This is a genomic window from Nonomuraea sp. NPDC048882 (assembly GCF_040649755.1).
Lineage (GTDB): Bacteria > Actinomycetota > Actinomycetes > Streptosporangiales > Streptosporangiaceae > Nonomuraea > Nonomuraea maheshkhaliensis.
In genome coordinates this window covers 405,943-420,072 of the sequence record NZ_JBEZGB010000002.1, presented here as the reverse complement: position 1 = coordinate 420,072, position 14,130 = coordinate 405,943, and the positions used below count along the sequence as shown (strand labels likewise).

The following is a 14,130-nucleotide window of genomic DNA, read 5'->3' as shown; positions in this document are numbered from 1 at the left end:
TTCAGATGGGAGCAAAATACCCATCCCCGGGGAAGGGAGTTCACCTACGGCGTCGTACAAACCGCCACCGACCTATACGGACCTTTATCGTCGGCGGGCCGAAACCTGAATTGCGGTTCCGGCACAAACGGGCATCAGGCTGCGATTCTGGCCACGATGCAGACCACGAGCTGGGAAGACGAGTTCCGCGAGTACGTCACGGCGCGCGGTCCCGCGCTGCTGCGCGCGGCCCATCAGCTCACCGGCCATCCGCTCGACGCCGAGGACCTGCTGCAGAGCGCGCTGGCCAAGACGTACCTGGCCTGGGACCGCATCGAGGACCGCAACGCGCTGGACGGATACGTGCGGCGGGCCATGGTCAACATCAACATCTCGCAGTGGCGGCGGCGGAAGCTGGAGGAGTACCCGTCGGACGAGCTGCCCGAGCCGGCCGCCCGCGAGGCGCTGCCGGCCCCGGAGATCCACGAGGCGCTCGAACAGGCCCTGCGCGAGCTGCCGGAGCGGATGCGGGCGGCGATCGTGCTGCGGTACTACGAGGACATGACGGAGCCGGAGATCGCGAGGACGCTGGGGATCAGCGTGGGGACGGTCAAGAGCACGGTGTCGCGCGCCATGGCCAAGCTGCGGACGTCACTGGGCCTTTCCTAGGGCTGCACAGGGGGACCAGACGGGGGATCCTAGGACTCGCAGGGGGACGTCTCCGGCGGGGTCTCCGCCCCGGCGGTGGCACACGGCCGTACGATGGTCCTGATCTTGCGCAGCGTGCCCAGGAACGCCTCCAGCTCGTCGGGGCTCAGCAGCCCGGTGAAGAGGTCCTCGATGTCCTGGAGGTGCTGCGGCAGCACGCGCTCCAGGCGCTCGGCGCCCGCCGCGGTGAGCACGGTGTAGGACGTCCGCCGATCGGTCGCGCAGGCCTCCCGCTGCACCAGCTCCTCGCGCTCCAGCCGGTCCACCACCCGGGTCACCCCGCTCGTGGACAACCCGGTCTGGCCGGCGAGATCGCTCATCCGCAGCCTCTGCCCGGGGGAACGTGCCAAACGAATGAGCGTCTCGAAGTCGATCTCCGACAGCCCCGCGGCGCTCAGCGCCGGTGCGAACCTGCTCGTCAGGCCCGCGTGCACCTCGGCGAACAGCCCGATGGCCGTCAGCCGGGAGTCGTCGTACAGCCGGTGGGCGTCCACCCGGGGGTTGTCGTACTTCATCACACTCATACCTTAGACGACGATAGTTGACGTGCGGAATATTCCTCATGTAGAAAGTTGTTGCCGCAGACATCCGCACAGCAACCTTCTACTAGGAGCCTCCGATGACCACCCGCACCTGGGAATCCCTGACCATCCCGGCCGCCGGAACGTACAACCTGGACGTAGCGCACACCAGCATCGGCTTCGTCGTCAAGCACATGATGGTCAGCAAGGTCCGCGGCCGTTTCGAGAAGTTCGAAGGCGCGGTCACGATCGCCGAGAACCCGCTGGAGTCGACCGCCGAACTCACCATCCAGACGGAGAGCATCACGACGGGCGTCGCCGACCGCGACGGCCACCTGCGCAGCGACGACTTCCTGTCCGTCGAGAAGTTCCCGACCATCACCTTCAAGAGCACCCGCGTGGCCGGCCACAAGGGCGACGAGTTCACCGTCGTCGGCGACCTGACCATCCGTGACGTGACCCGGGAGGTCGAGCTCACGGTCGAGTACGGCGGCGCCGGCACCAACCCGTGGGGCCAGGCCGTCTGGGGCTACACGATCACCACGGAGTTCGACCGCGAGGACTTCGGCCTGACCTGGAACCAGGCGCTGGAGACCGGCGGGGTGCTGGTGGGCAAGAAGGTTAAGATCGAGATCGAGGGCGAGGCCAACCCGGCCGCCTGACGTTATCCACAGCCTGGAAGCCCGCCCTAGCTCTGGGCGGGCTTCATCCACAGATAGTTACCCACAGGCTGTTGATAACTCTTGGTGAAGGCGTGCGGCGCAATCGCTTTGCCGCCTCGCCAGAAGGCCGGTACGCTGTGCTTGCCGCGATGGCTTCCAGGAGGATTCGCCTAGTCAGGTCTATGGCGCCGCACTGCTAATGCGGTTTGGTGGCAACACCATCCGGGGTTCAAATCCCCGATCCTCCGCAGATGAGAGGCCCTCTTCCCACGTACGGGGAGAGGGCCTTTTTGATCTCTGTGGACAGCAGGGTTGCAGTTCGGGTTGCAGTTGGCCTCAGGGCGATCCCCAGAGCGCGGCGCCCATGCGTTCACTGGCGTCCTTCATCTGGAGGGTTGCCACGTGGGTGTAGCGCTCAGTGGTGGTGACCCGAGTGTGCCCGAGGATCTCCTGTACGACACGGATGTGGACGCCTTGCTCTATCAACAGGGTCGCTGCGGTGTGCCTGGCGTCGTGCACCCTGGCGTCTCTGACGCCGGCCTGTTTGAGGATGGCCTTCCACTGCTTCCAGTCCTCCGTACGCTCGATCGGGCCGCCGAGCTTCGTCGTGAAGACCAAGTCATGATCGGTCCACCTGTCCCCCGCCGTCAGCGGTTCGGCGGCCTGGACCTCCTTGTGGGCCCGCAGGAGGGCCAGGAGCGCCGGAGGGCATTGCAGGGTGAGCTTGCTCTTGCCCTTGCGTTGCCGAAAGACGAGACCTCCGTCCGCGCGCTTCTGGCACTTGTCGGCGTGGCTCGTGCAGTCCTTCGGGCACGGGCGCTTGCAGCAGCGGTGAGCACGCTTCTTACAGGTGGGCTGGCAGTCGTTCTCATGCCGGTGTTCGATGTACGACCAGCGGAGTCCGATGGCCTCGCCCTGACGAATGCCGAGAGCGAGGGCGACCGACCAGCGCGCGCCATTCCTCTTCGTCTTGGCAGTCCGAATGCCGGTGTGCGGGCGGTGATCGCCAGACGGTGGGAAGCCGCGGGCGCGAGCACGAGGAAGGAGCTAGATGCATTGCCGACCGAGATGCGGACGTTCAGAGCCGTGCGGCATCGTCACGGTATGACGCATCCCAGCATGGAGGAGATCCGCGAGCGCACCTCCACCTCGCCGTCGGGTGGCCTGTCCCCGTAGGCAGTCGCAGGTCGCTGGAAGCCGTCCGCCGTACAAAGCATTCGTCGCACTGACGCGTACTTACCGTCCCAAGGCGCTCTGTCGCCGACCATGCGGCCTCGCCAAGATCCGTGGGTGCGCCGGCGCACTAGGACGATCAGCCCTATCTGAATGACAAGTAGCACCAGCGCGATCAGTCCCGATGTGGCGGTCATCTCTTCCTCTGAAAGTCCGCCAGCACATTCCGTAATGTTGCCGCCCTCGTATAAGAAGGCGCAGTCGCGTCCAAAGGATCATGGCAGCGATGAACCAGTTGGCAAGCAGAAGGGGGACCGCGCTCAGGACAAAGAGCAGTGGGATGTAGTTCATCCTCCCACCTGCCGGGTTCACCTTCGCCGGAACAGGTTCGAGACGCCCGCCTATATCGGAATCACGACTCACTCCGAACACATAAGCATAGGCAAGCGATCAGGACAAGGTCGGTACGGTGCACTTCCTGTGCAATATACGTGCAATGATCATGGTTCGCATCGTGGTGAGACATGGTCATGCCGCAGCTGAAAGGCCCTCTCCCTTGATCGGGGAGAGGGCCTTTTTGATCCTCGGAAGCGTCGTAGTTGCAACGGCTAGGGATTTCCCCAGAGCGCGGAGGCGAGCCGCTCCCGCGCATCAGGGGTGTGGATACGTGTCCCCTGGATCCCCTCGCTTCGGGACCCGGCGCGGCCAAGGTGGGTAAAGCAGGCCGGCCCGCTCCGACCTCGACTGCTTCGTCCCGAAGCCACACCACCGGAGCGTCGACCTGACTCAGCAGGAAGTGGTCGTCTCGGCTATGCAGGAATCGGTGCCCGGCCCGCCGTTAGCGGTGTCGGTGCCCGGCCCGCCCAGGATCCGGTCGTTGCCGGCTTCGCCGTCGAGGGTGTCGTTGCCGTCGTCGCCGCTGATGTCGTCGTTGTCGTTGCCGCCGAAGACGGTGTCGTTGCCAGAACCGGCGGAGACCCGGTCGTTGCCCGCAAAGGAGAGGATGACGTCGTTGCCGCCCAGCGCGGCGATACGGTCGGCGAACGGTGACCCGCAGATGACATCGGCGCCTGATGTGCCGACGATGGTCTGCCCCGAGGTGGCGGTGCGCCGGTCGATGGTGCAGCCCGGTCCGTTCTGGAGCGTCCCGTCGACACTGCTGGTGTTGAAGTAGCCGCTGCCGGTCTCTGCGGGGTTGTTGGTGAGGACTAGGCTCGTCACCCCGTTCAGCGCGCGGGTTGCGCCCTGCGCCGACGCCACGTCGTGAAGCAAGATCCGGTCGGAGAAGACGTACGCGTCGTCGTGTGGCCCCGAGATCTGCGAGCGAACCGACTGAGCCGGGACGGGAGCACCGCGGAAGTTGTAGTTTGCGCTCTGTGTCGCGCTCATCCCTGCTTGGTCCATGAGCGCGTAGCCCTGGTAGGAGAACTCGGCGGTGGAAAGCGAGGTCCCCGGCGGCGTATGCACGTTCAGCGAGAGCGTGCATTCCTTATTCGAAGCATCAGTACCGGGTTCGATGAGCGTCTCGTATGAGCTGAATGTAACGGTGAACGACTTCCCGTCGGGGCTGATCGCCGCCTCCCATGTCCCGGGCGGGCACCCGTTTCCGTTCGCACTGACGCTCGAGATGTATGCCTCGGCCGGGTTGGGGGCAGAGGATGCCGCGACCGCGGGCGTCATGACCACTGCGGTGAGGACGGCGGCGGCGAGTGTACGTGCGGCCAGCTTGGGGAGTGTGTTGCGCATGATGAATGGCATAGGGTATTCCTTTCCGTGGTGAGCATTCCCCGCGAGAACGTCAGGCGATTTCCTGAGGCTCGTTGACCTGTGTCAGATCGAGCTCGTGAATGGTGTCGCGGTAGCGCGGATGCCGGAGCCGTTTTTTCGTATCCGCCCACACCGCTGCGATAGTGCGACAAGGGAGATACCCCAGCGTCAAGCATGAAAGACGCGCGCACGCTTATAAGCGGGCAAATAATCAGCAAGGAGCGAAAAGGGGGAGTGTCCTTGATGTCCGAATATCCGCCATTAGAATGGATGTTATCCTGACGCGTAGCTCCCGAAAATTCCGATTCGCGCAGATATGCCATGATTCCGAGAATCTGGCCCCTGGCGCGGCGGCGGGCCGGGGGCAGCAACCGCGCCATATCCGGGCGACCTTGAGCGGCCGTTAACGACCCCTGCGAGCAACGCAAACGACCTGTAGCGATCTCGCTGCCGGAATTTCATGGCTCTGGGGTTTCCGCGCTGGACTCGGCGTCGGCCTGGGAGACGGTATCCCACTGCTCGGCTTCGTCCCCCTCGACGCACAAGCTCGTGCTCGTCGGGGCCGCTTTGGTTTGCCGACAGTCTTAATGGCTGTGCGACTTCTGCGGCACGCCCACGGTCCTCAGCCCGGAAGGCGACGGCGTGGTCATGGATGTCAGGAGCGCGGTCACGCGCTGTAAAACCGTCGGCTCAGCCTACGCAAGTGCGAACCTTGCGCCTGCCACGAGCAGTAGTGCAGCTCAGATGCCTCTTCTCTTAGTCGAACCAGACCACCAACCGCACGCCATCGGGCCTGAAGCGCCGCCCCAACGCCTCCATCACCCCGAAGACGTGTTCCCAGCCTGTTCCGGGGCCCAGCACGGCCTGCCGTGTCAACGGGCCATACTCGAGCGTCACATCGGGAAGGTCCCATCGACCAGCCAAGGCTTGATCAGGCGAGACGCCGAAGGGCGGTATGGAATAGAGGTCCACGAGCTCTTCCGGCCACTGATCGTCGATTCGATACTGATGGATCACCGATTTCGCCGAGCGGATCTGCAGTACTCCGCGAGCGGCGGGTCGGACACTCAGGTCCAGGTCGCGAAGCTCCGCCCACGCAACCCATGTGCAGCCGTGCACGGCGGTATCGATGTTCGCCGACTTCTCGTAGTCATGACGGATCGCTTCCGAAGCGTCGGCCGGTAGGCCTCGGCCGGCCGCGACGGGAGTCCAGCCGAGCCGGTTGCGGACGCCGAAGAGACAACCGAAGGCGTCGTAATCGCGGCCGTCATAGAGGGGATAAAGGGGCGTCGATACCGACCAGGGCTCTCCGTCGTACCAGTCCTCGTCAGCACACGGGTGACGAGTTTCGATGAAGCCGTAGATGTCGGTTCCCACGGTGACAGAGTAGGGACACGGATTCCTTCGGGCACGCAGAATAGTTCACCACTCACGCCATTCGTCTGTGATCTCAAATCGCTTGATTCCCGACGAGCGGTGAGTCCATCAAGATCCCAGCCTCGCTGAGCACGTCGCCGATGAACTCGCACAGCCTCGCGTCGGCGAGCCGTCAGAGTTGCAGGTCGAGTTGCCATGCAAGGCCGTTCAAGGCCGTTCAGCATGGACCCTCCCGTGCCCTTGGACCTGCATTGAACTACCTGGAACGGCCGGAAGTGGATCCTTCAAGCCGTAGGTTCAGATTTCGAGCGCCTGCCACAATCAGGATGTGGACCTGGACTCCTCGCTGTTGAAGGCCGCTCAGTTCTGCTCCCCCCACATCCGGACCGAGGCCGGTGCCAGCCTCTCCGATGGGCTGGAGTACCTGGAACACGGCGAATGGGAGATGGTCCTTCTTGTGCTCGAGGAGCTCGGCGACGCGCACCCCCAGCCGCCCGAGTTCTGGGATCTGCTGGCTGATGCCGCCCGAGTGATGTGGCTCGAGTCGCATGTCGCCTGGTACGAGTGGCGGGGCAGCGAGGCCCGGAACGGTGCTCTTCGGGCTGAGCTTTGCCTCGTGCCCACCGAGGAGGGAGGCCGCAAGGTGCCGATACTTCCCGGAAAAGGGCTTCGACCCATGTGGGACGTCGGACAGCGCACGCCTGAGGGGGAGCTGTCGGTCAGTATCGCCCTTCTCTGGGTGGAGGGTCGTACTCCGCTGGAACCGGGAGAGTGCGCACCTGTGCGACTCCTTCCTTTGACCCCTGAACACTGGCGACACCTCACACCGGGTGACGTGATCACCATGCACGAGATGCGACCACCCAGCGGAACGGCCCGCATCGTCGAGGTAGTGCCGCCCGTGGCGACCGTTCCCTAGTCGCAGTCGTACGGGCATCAGGAGTAGCGGGAAGGGAGATGGCGGAGGACCGCGCGGACGGCTTGGTTGATGTCAGGGAGCATGTCGCCGGCCAGGATGGGGTCGTGCCCGGGATGATCACGGTCATCACAGTAGGCTGTCCACCCCTCGACCGTGCGGCCGAACATCCCGCTGCGACGGAAGCTCTCTCGCTCCACCCGGCCGACGGGAAGTCCGCCATCGCCATCGCGGTCGTCCCAGCACACGAGGATGGTGTCCTCGTGTAACTCGCGGAGGGAGATACTGCGGCTCTCCATCAGTGTCGTGAGGGACGGCTCTATGTTGTCCAGGTGACCCATTCGTCTTTCCTCCAGGCATCGGCGGCATCACAGGCGTGGTCGGTCGCGTACTCGACGACGTGGCACGAAGCCTAGGTTCTTTGCCGGTGGGCCTACGTGCTTTCCTCTCATCGTCTTGATGGCGCACACGGTGGTGGAAAGCAGGAGATCCGACCCGCCAAAGCCTGCTTGCCGGGCGCCCTTGCGTCAGCCCCTAGGCTTTGCCGTTGTGACGGACGAATTGGACCCCGTGGCCTATAACCGTGCTGCCTGGGATCGCGAGGTGGAGAGCGGTAACGAATGGACCCGGCCGGTCGGGCCGGAGGTCATCGCTCGGGCGCGGGGCGGCGATTGGGCCGTCATTCTGATCGGTCACGAGGCGGTGCCGCGCGACTGGTTTCCGGCTGAACTGGGCGGTGCCGAGGTGTTGTGCCTGGCTTCCGGGGGAGGGCAGCAGGGGCCGGTGCTGTCGGCGGCGGGTGCGGTCGTGACGGTGCTGGACAACTCGCCGCAGCAACTGGCCCGCGACCAGGAGGTGGCCGCCCGCGAGGGATTGGCCGTCCGTACGGTGCTCGGCGACATGCGCGACCTGAGCGCGTTTCCCGATGGCAGTTTCGATGTCGTCTTCAATCCGGTGTCCAATGTGTTCTGTCCCGATCTCGCACCGGTCTGGCGGGAGTCGTTTCGTGTGCTGCGTCCGGGCGGGATCTTGATGGCCGGGTTCCTGAATCCTGACGTCTTCATTTTCGATGTCACGGCGATGGAGGAGCGGGGTGAGCTTGTAGTGCGCCATTCGCTCCCGTTCAGCAGCCTCGATCTTCCGGATGCCGAGCGGCAGCGCTCGTACGGGACCGGGCCGATCGAATACAGCCACTCACTCGCCGGGCAGATCGGTGGTCAGCTCGCGGCCGGCTTCACCCTGACCCACTTCGACGAGGCCCCGCACCACGCGGATGCCACCGCGCGGTATATGCCTGGTTACTTCGCGACCCGGGCCGTCAAGCCCCTGTGAACGCCGCTTTCCTGTACGCCCGCACCCCTCTAGTCTGTCCGTGCGCGACACGCTCGCTGACGTTCCCGATGAGAGGCTGGTCGAGCTGGGTGAGCGGTGGGCGGAGAGTGACGAGGACTCCATGTTCGGCGCCGAGCCCGCTCAGTTGGCCGAGTTGATCGCCGAGTTGCGTGGGCTGGCCCGGCGGGCCCGTGACGAAGGTCAGTTGATCTATTGCTGGAGTTCTCTGTGAGCGGTCCGGCTTCAGAGGTCGCGGGGGCGCTGGTAGCGGAGGTAGACGATGCCGTTGCTGGAGGGGGTGCTGGAGACCAGGTCGAGCTGGTACGACTCGGGGACGCCGTCGAACAGGCGGGTGCCGGCGCCTGAGATGTAGGGGAACATGCTCAGCCGGAGTTCGTCGATCAGGTCGAGCCGCATGAGTGAGCGCCAGAGGGTGACGCCACCCCAGACGATGATGTGGCCGTCGCCGTCCAGTCTGAGCTTGTCGATCTCTTCTGTCGTGTCGCCGGCGGCGATGGTGGTGTTGGTCCAGTCGGCGGTCTTGAGGGTGCGGGAGAAGACGATCTTGCGCCCGGGGTTCAGGATGTCGGCGAACGGGTGGTCGGCGGATGCCCGCATGCCCGCGGAGATGCCCTCGTAGGCGGTGCGGCCCATGACGTGGGCGTACGCGTTGTGGAGGAAGTCGAGGTGGGCCTGGTCGGCGGGCTCGCGGTTCTCGGGCAGGTCGAAGCAGAACTTCCAGAAGTCGGTGCCCTCGTCGGCGAGCAGGCCGTCGAGGGAGTAGTTGAACACTGTCGCTATCAGTTTCCGCATGATGGGGGCTCCGGGGTCTGGGGCGTCGTTGGAATCGTGCTCGGCAGGGGAAGTACGGGTTCCGGTGCCGGGGTGATGGCGTGGTTTGGCGCCGAGGTTGTAGACGGGCCTGGTGGCCGGAAGTCATCGGTGCCTGCTGGTGTCGCCGGTGTTCTAGACTCGGCGCGCATGCGGGTGAAGATGATCTTCGCGTTGGTCGCTGTCTACGCCGTCGCGGCCGCGCCCGCGTTCCTGCCCGGTGGGTGGCGCGTGATCGTACAGCCCGCTACGGAGGACGCGGTCGAGGTCTACTACCAGCCTGTGTCCCCCGAGAGGTTCAGGTCGTACGAAGGCATCCGGCCGTTCCAGCGTGCTCTGGAGGCGGCTGAGCGGCGGGTCGAGGCGCACCCGTACGATCTCGCTCCGCCGTACATCCTGCATGGGCCGTACCGGCTGATCGCCCCCTATGTCACCGAGCGGGGACGTGAGCTGGCCTCGCCGCTGATCTCAGGAATGGACTGGCCCGAAGGGGTGGCCACCCCGTACGCGGTCGTGCCTCAGGTGCGGCCGGTGGTGAACAGTCAGGCTGAGCTGCGGGCGCTGGTGCTGATGAGGGGCTGGGTGTTCCACGAGCCAGCGGTTCTCGGCATGGGGATCGAGCCGGAGCTCAATCGGGTCGTCATCAGTACGAACGCCTTCGACCAGGGTCTGCGTCACAGGCTGGCCAGGGAGTACGGGAGCCGGCTCGTGGTCGTCGAGTGGGATCCCCTCGCCCGGCCGATGCGGCTGCTCTGAGGCCGGTCAGCGAATGATCTGGGTGACGAGGAAGTCGAGGCGTTCGTCCTGGGGCTCGGACGGGATACGGCCGCTGTCGGACAGGACCGCCATGCCGTGCAGCGCGCTCCACGTGACCTCGGCGAAGAGTTCGCGGCGCTCGTTGGCCGGCGGGAAGCAGTTGACGAACTCGTCGAAGCAGGCCCGGAGCGGGGGCGGGGTCTCGGCGCTGGCGAACTTGAGGTCGGTGGGCATGATGAACATGGCCTGGTACAGGGCGGGGCGGTCGGTGGCGAAGTCGAGGTAGGCGCGGCAGACGGCACGCAACGCCTGGCCGGTGTCGGCGACGGACTGCCCGGGGCGCAACGCCTGGCCGGGGTCAGAGGCGGGGTCGGAGGCGGACTGGCGGGCGCGGCGCAGGTGGGTGGCGAGTTCGGTGAAGCCGTCGAGGGCGACCGCGCTCACGATGGCGTCCTTGCCGTTGAAGTGGCTGTAGAGCACCGGCTGGCTGTATTCGACGCGTTCGGCCAGCCGGCGCGTCGTCACCGCCTCCCAGCCCTCCGACTCCGCCAGTTCGCGCGCGGCTGTGATGATCAGCTGGTGACGGTGGGCGCGTTCACGTTCGCGGCGCTCGCTGATGGCGGACATGAGGACACTCTAGCGCTGCTTGTGATTCTGTCGAAGCTAGAATCTCCGGTGGTCCACAGGCGCCACACGTGTTCGCCAGCGGTCGGGTAGGTGCGTTCGATCCGGACGCTCTTGGTCTCGGGTGAGACGGTCATGATGCTCCCTCTGAGGTGGGGTACCCGATCCTCCGCGTGAGCGCCCGGAGCGAACAGCTGCAAATGTCCGATGAGTTACGTCACCGTGGTGCTAGCCGCACTTGGTCGACACCAGCCGGCCGGTCCGCTGGTCCACGCACTTCTCGCAGACGCGCTTCGGGTTGGTCGTGCTCGGTGCCGGGGTCGAGGTGCACTCGAGCTCCACCGGGCGCCTCTCCTTGGCCTTCTTCTCGCAGTACTGGCGCTTCCAGCCGCCGCCCCGCTTCTTCTTCTGCTTGCAGTAGAAGCAGCGCTTGTTGCCGTCCTGCATCCACTTGCAGACGGCGGAGGTGCAGGTTCCGGTGACGGAGGCGGCCTTGGCGTGGGTGGCCGGGGCCGTGGCCCGGGCCGAGGAGGCGGACGTCGGAGCGAATATGGCGGCCGCGAGAACGGCGGCCGCGCATGCTTCTTTCAGCATGGATCCTCCCGCTGGAGTTCCTCCCTCTGTGTTTCTCATCGTCGCGCTTCGCGCTCGGGAGTCGTCAAGGCGTCCTGCCGGGTTTTCTTTTCCGGACGGAACGGGTTTCGGCCGGGTCAAACAATTCTCCGGCCATTCTTGGGCGGTCATTTGAGAAATGATTGGCTGTTTTCCAGGGCCGCGGGAGCCGGGACTCCGGCCAGGCGGTCGCGCAGCAGCGCGTGGCGGAACTGGAACGCGCCGCCCACCTGACGCAACGCGCCCCGCCGTACGCCGTCCTGGAGGAACGCCATCGCGTGCCACGGCATCCGGCCGGCCACCGACAGCGCCATGCGGGCCAGCAGGAACTGAGTGGACGCGGTGGCCAGGCACGCGGCGAGGCCGCCCGCGACGCCCAGGCGGGCCGCGGCGGACGTGATCAGCCGCCAGTCGCGGGTCTCGCCGAAGCTGAAGACGACCGCCAGGAACAGCAGGGTGACGGCCGCGGTGACGAGGCCGCCTGCCAGCGCGGTGACGAGGGTCCAGACCCGGTCCGCGCGCAGCACCTCGTCGGGCAGCCGGCCCTGCCCCAGCTCGACGTCGTGGAACATCGTGACGAACTCGGCGGCGAAGCCCACGGCGAGCCCGTACACGAAGCCGCAGGTGAAGCCGAACAGGAAGGCGTGCAGGGCGGCGACGGCGAAGAGTTCGGCGTGTCCGGCCGGGCCGGGCTCAGGCGCGGCCAGAGCGACGATCGCGAGGACGATGAACGTGACGGGCACCCCGCTCCGCGCCCCGTCCGTCGCTCCGCGCCACAGCCCGCTGCCCAGCGCGCGGCACAGGCGCCACCACAGCGGCCTGCCGGTCCGGCGGACGGTGCAGCGGTAGAGCCTCGGCGCCCTGGGGAACAGCGGTGTCCACAGGCTGTTGACCGCGCCCATCAGCAGCCCGCCGCCGGCTCCCCAGCGCAGGTCGGAGAGCACGCCGGCGGCCGGGTCCGGCCCGGTGAGCTGCCACGGCAGGCCGACGAGGACGTTCGCGGCGGCGAAGACGACGGCGGCCACGACGGCCCAGATCGGCATCCTGGCCCGCAGCGGCACCGCCCTGGCCAGCTCCCACCAGGGCAGGTCGTAGGCGTCGCGGCGGTGCAGGTGGCGGGCGAGGAAGGAGAGCCAGCGGTGCGCGTCGCGCAGGGTCCAGGCGCGCGTGCCGGCGGCAGGATCGGGCACGTCGGGATAGAGGACGCTGATGAGCTGGTCGAGCAGGTGGCCGCGCAGCGCGGCGGTGCCGGACAGGCGCAGCAGCAGGCCGGGGTCGCCGGGGCCGTCGGCGTAGGTGAGGCGGGTCAGCGACAGGTTGAGCGGGGTCGAGAGTGTCCGCGCCAGCAGGCCCTCCGGCTCGCCGCTCATCCGGTCGAAGACCTCGTCCCAGGCCGCGCCCCGGTCGGAGCGGGTGGCGGTGGCCAGGTAGTCGCGGATCACGCCGGGGGTGAGCGGGTCGAGCTCGATCACGGCGGCGCCGGTGAGCACGTCGGCGTCGCGTACGGCCTCGTGGTATTCCGCGCCGCGGCTGGTCACCACGAGCGACAGACCGGGCGCGAATGTGCTGTTGACGGCCCGCAGGGCCGCGCCGCGCGCCGCGGGCGGCATCTCGTCGAGCCCGTCGAGCACCGGCAGCAGCTCGGCGTCCCACGTGACGCCGCCGACGCCGTAGTCGAGCTCCACCTGCTCGGTGATCCACCGCCGCAGCGTGCGGGCGGCCGGGTCCCACGTGGACAACCGCAGGATCACCGGTACGGGCCCGGCCCCGGACGCACGGGCGGCCAGGCAGGCGCGGGCCAGCCTGACGACCAGGCTGGTCTTGCCGGACCCCGGCCCGCCGAGCACGACCAGCCGCCCGGTCGGCACCGTCGCGCTCACGACGCGGTGCAGGTCGTCGAGGGTGCCGTCGAGCCGCAGCGGCGTGTCGCCGGCCCCCTGGCGGATGACCGACCAGTGGTCGGAGTGCGGCGGGCCGAGGGTGTGCCAGGTGACCGGCAGCGGATAGGGATCGAGGAGCCGGCGCTGCTCCTCCTCGGTGGTGCAGTGATCGCCCATCCTGGCGGCCAGCCAGTCCAGCCGGCGCGCCCGTTCTGTCTCGTCGCCGGTGTCGTCGTCGCGGCGCAGCCGGCCGATCAGCGTCGCCGAGCCGCCCAGGACGGCGACGCACGCCGACATCACGCCCGCCCACTCGTCGGCCGCCCCGGCTCCGTCCAGCAGGAGCACCACCCCGAGGCCGAGCAGCCCGGCGCCGGCCATGACGGCCACCGCCGCCACGGTGAGCGGAGAACGGTCACGTCGGCTTCGCACGCACCAAGGATGCCGCATCTTCGGGTTCGGACGGTAATGCTTTGACAGCGGAAAGTCAGCGGCGGACCTGGGCCCAGACGACGCGTTCGCCCTCAGCGTTGACGGTCGTGTCCCAGCGGCCCTCGGTCAGCGCGTCCACGATCAGCAGGCCGCGGCCCCGTTCGTCACTCGACCGGGAATGGCGCGGAGGCTGGGTCTTGCCCGAAGGGCCCGGGTCCGTCACGGTGAGCCGCCAGGAGTACGGCTCGCGCTTCAGGCTCAGGCGCACCCAGTCGGCGTCGGCGTGCAGGATCGCGTTGGTGATCAGCTCCGAGGCGATCTCCTGGAGGTCGGGCAGGGCCTTGTGGTCCGGGCCCAGCCACTTCGCGAGTTCCTTGCGGGCGAGCGAGGGCACGCGTTCCGGTCCCACCTCGCGGGTGGCCCACACCTTGACGCATTCGTGCAGGGGATCGGACACGGTTATTCGCATGGTCGCCTCGGAGCGTGCATAGCTCAACTGTATTTGTGTGGATACACAATCAAGAATGACCGGGTGGAATGGTCATGTCTTAGCGAGGCGCTGG

Annotated in this window: 16 protein-coding genes and 1 tRNA gene; 7 read left to right on the top strand and 10 right to left on the bottom strand. The window is 66.9% G+C overall.

Translation table 11 applies throughout. The features are described 5' to 3' along the window. The first annotated feature begins 156 nt into the window (after positions 1 to 156). On the top strand, positions 157 to 648 hold the full coding sequence (locus AB0C27_RS07115; RefSeq protein WP_357839094.1) for a SigE family RNA polymerase sigma factor: 492 nt from the start codon (positions 157 to 159) through the stop codon (positions 646 to 648). Between the two features lie 29 nt (positions 649 to 677). Here AB0C27_RS07115 and AB0C27_RS07110 read toward each other — a convergent pair whose 3' ends face one another. Then, entirely contained in the window at positions 678 to 1,211 is a 534-nt protein-coding gene (locus tag AB0C27_RS07110; RefSeq protein ID WP_357839092.1) for a MarR family transcriptional regulator, read from the bottom strand. Between the two features lie 95 nt (positions 1,212 to 1,306). Here AB0C27_RS07110 and AB0C27_RS07105 point away from each other — a divergent pair, with 95 nt between their 5' ends. Together AB0C27_RS07105 and AB0C27_RS07100 are read left to right on the top strand one after the other, a co-directional pair. Next, positions 1,307 to 1,870, top strand: a complete 564-nt coding sequence (locus AB0C27_RS07105; protein WP_346102265.1) for a YceI family protein — start codon at positions 1,307 to 1,309, stop codon at positions 1,868 to 1,870. 159 nt (positions 1,871 to 2,029) lie between these two features. Continuing rightward, positions 2,030 to 2,118: transfer RNA gene (locus tag AB0C27_RS07100), tRNA-Ser, on the top strand. An 88-nt stretch (positions 2,119 to 2,206) separates the two neighbouring features. Here the strand turns inward: AB0C27_RS07100 and AB0C27_RS07095 are convergent. The 3 genes from AB0C27_RS07095 to AB0C27_RS07085 all read right to left on the bottom strand — a co-directional run bounded on the left by AB0C27_RS07095 (position 2,207) and on the right by AB0C27_RS07085 (position 6,187). Further along, entirely contained in the window at positions 2,207 to 2,557 is a 351-nt protein-coding gene (locus AB0C27_RS07095; RefSeq protein ID WP_357840647.1) for a tyrosine-type recombinase/integrase, read from the bottom strand. Positions 2,558 to 3,829: 1,272 nt separating this feature from the next. Further along, entirely contained in the window at positions 3,830 to 4,801 is a 972-nt protein-coding gene (locus tag AB0C27_RS07090; protein ID WP_357839088.1) for a DUF4360 domain-containing protein, read from the bottom strand. A 765-nt stretch (positions 4,802 to 5,566) separates the two neighbouring features. Beyond that, a complete protein-coding gene (locus AB0C27_RS07085) occupies positions 5,567 to 6,187 on the bottom strand; it encodes an ABC transporter permease (protein WP_357839085.1) in 621 nt (206 codons plus the stop codon). 328 nt (positions 6,188 to 6,515) lie between these two features. On the opposite strand from AB0C27_RS07085, the gene AB0C27_RS07080 reads away from it, so the two are divergent. Beyond that, on the top strand, positions 6,516 to 7,106 hold the full coding sequence (locus AB0C27_RS07080; protein ID WP_357839082.1) for a hypothetical protein: 591 nt from the start codon (positions 6,516 to 6,518) through the stop codon (positions 7,104 to 7,106). 17 nt (positions 7,107 to 7,123) lie between these two features. On the opposite strand, the gene AB0C27_RS07075 is transcribed toward AB0C27_RS07080, so the two are convergent. Further along, positions 7,124 to 7,444 carry a hypothetical protein gene (locus AB0C27_RS07075; RefSeq protein WP_357839080.1) on the bottom strand — a complete coding sequence of 107 codons (321 nt, stop codon included), beginning with the start codon at positions 7,442 to 7,444 and terminating at the stop codon, positions 7,124 to 7,126. 208 nt (positions 7,445 to 7,652) lie between these two features. Here AB0C27_RS07075 and AB0C27_RS07070 point away from each other — a divergent pair, with 208 nt between their 5' ends. Beyond that, positions 7,653 to 8,435, top strand: a complete 783-nt coding sequence (locus AB0C27_RS07070) for a class I SAM-dependent methyltransferase (protein WP_357839077.1) — start codon at positions 7,653 to 7,655, stop codon at positions 8,433 to 8,435. 40 nt (positions 8,436 to 8,475) lie between these two features. Beyond that, positions 8,476 to 8,667 (top strand): hypothetical protein, encoded by a 192-nt coding sequence (locus AB0C27_RS07065; RefSeq protein ID WP_357839074.1) that lies wholly within the window; start codon positions 8,476 to 8,478, stop codon positions 8,665 to 8,667. A gap of 11 nt (positions 8,668 to 8,678) precedes the next feature. Here AB0C27_RS07065 and AB0C27_RS07060 read toward each other — a convergent pair whose 3' ends face one another. Beyond that, positions 8,679 to 9,248, bottom strand: a complete 570-nt coding sequence (locus AB0C27_RS07060) for a dihydrofolate reductase family protein (protein WP_357839071.1) — start codon at positions 9,246 to 9,248, stop codon at positions 8,679 to 8,681. 168 nt (positions 9,249 to 9,416) lie between these two features. Here AB0C27_RS07060 and AB0C27_RS07055 point away from each other — a divergent pair, with 168 nt between their 5' ends. Then, entirely contained in the window at positions 9,417 to 10,022 is a 606-nt protein-coding gene (locus AB0C27_RS07055) for a hypothetical protein (protein ID WP_357839068.1), read from the top strand. 6 nt (positions 10,023 to 10,028) lie between these two features. Here the strand turns inward: AB0C27_RS07055 and AB0C27_RS07050 are convergent, their stop codons facing one another. The 4 genes from AB0C27_RS07050 to AB0C27_RS07035 all read right to left on the bottom strand — a co-directional run bounded on the left by AB0C27_RS07050 (position 10,029) and on the right by AB0C27_RS07035 (position 14,024). Then, entirely contained in the window at positions 10,029 to 10,649 is a 621-nt protein-coding gene (locus tag AB0C27_RS07050; RefSeq protein ID WP_357839065.1) for a TetR/AcrR family transcriptional regulator, read from the bottom strand. A gap of 225 nt (positions 10,650 to 10,874) precedes the next feature. Then, on the bottom strand, positions 10,875 to 11,240 hold the full coding sequence (locus AB0C27_RS07045; protein WP_357839062.1) for a hypothetical protein: 366 nt from the start codon (positions 11,238 to 11,240) through the stop codon (positions 10,875 to 10,877). A 146-nt stretch (positions 11,241 to 11,386) separates the two neighbouring features. Further along, complete coding sequence (locus AB0C27_RS07040; RefSeq protein ID WP_357839059.1) at positions 11,387 to 13,567, bottom strand: hypothetical protein; 2,181 nt, start codon at positions 13,565 to 13,567, stop codon at positions 11,387 to 11,389. 55 nt (positions 13,568 to 13,622) lie between these two features. Continuing rightward, positions 13,623 to 14,024: an ATP-binding protein gene (locus AB0C27_RS07035; protein ID WP_357839056.1), complete on the bottom strand. Its 402-nt coding sequence runs from the start codon at positions 14,022 to 14,024 to the stop codon at positions 13,623 to 13,625. Between the last annotated feature and the right edge of the window lie 106 nt (positions 14,025 to 14,130).

Excerpts from the sequence above, each read along its gene's own strand:
- AB0C27_RS07115 (WP_357839094.1), top strand. The coding sequence starts at position 157 with ATGCAGACCACGAGCTGGGAAGACGAGTTCCGCGAGTACGTCACGGCG.
- AB0C27_RS07110 (WP_357839092.1), bottom strand. The coding sequence starts at position 1,211 with ATGAGTGTGATGAAGTACGACAACCCCCGGGTGGACGCCCACCGGCTG.
- AB0C27_RS07105 (WP_346102265.1), top strand. The coding sequence starts at position 1,307 with ATGACCACCCGCACCTGGGAATCCCTGACCATCCCGGCCGCCGGAACG.
- AB0C27_RS07090 (WP_357839088.1), bottom strand. The coding sequence starts at position 4,801 with ATGCCATTCATCATGCGCAACACACTCCCCAAGCTGGCCGCACGTACA.
- AB0C27_RS07075 (WP_357839080.1), bottom strand. The coding sequence starts at position 7,444 with ATGGGTCACCTGGACAACATAGAGCCGTCCCTCACGACACTGATGGAG.
- AB0C27_RS07060 (WP_357839071.1), bottom strand. The coding sequence starts at position 9,248 with ATGCGGAAACTGATAGCGACAGTGTTCAACTACTCCCTCGACGGCCTG.
- AB0C27_RS07055 (WP_357839068.1), top strand. The coding sequence starts at position 9,417 with ATGCGGGTGAAGATGATCTTCGCGTTGGTCGCTGTCTACGCCGTCGCG.
- AB0C27_RS07050 (WP_357839065.1), bottom strand. The coding sequence starts at position 10,649 with ATGTCCGCCATCAGCGAGCGCCGCGAACGTGAACGCGCCCACCGTCAC.
- AB0C27_RS07045 (WP_357839062.1), bottom strand. The coding sequence starts at position 11,240 with ATGCTGAAAGAAGCATGCGCGGCCGCCGTTCTCGCGGCCGCCATATTC.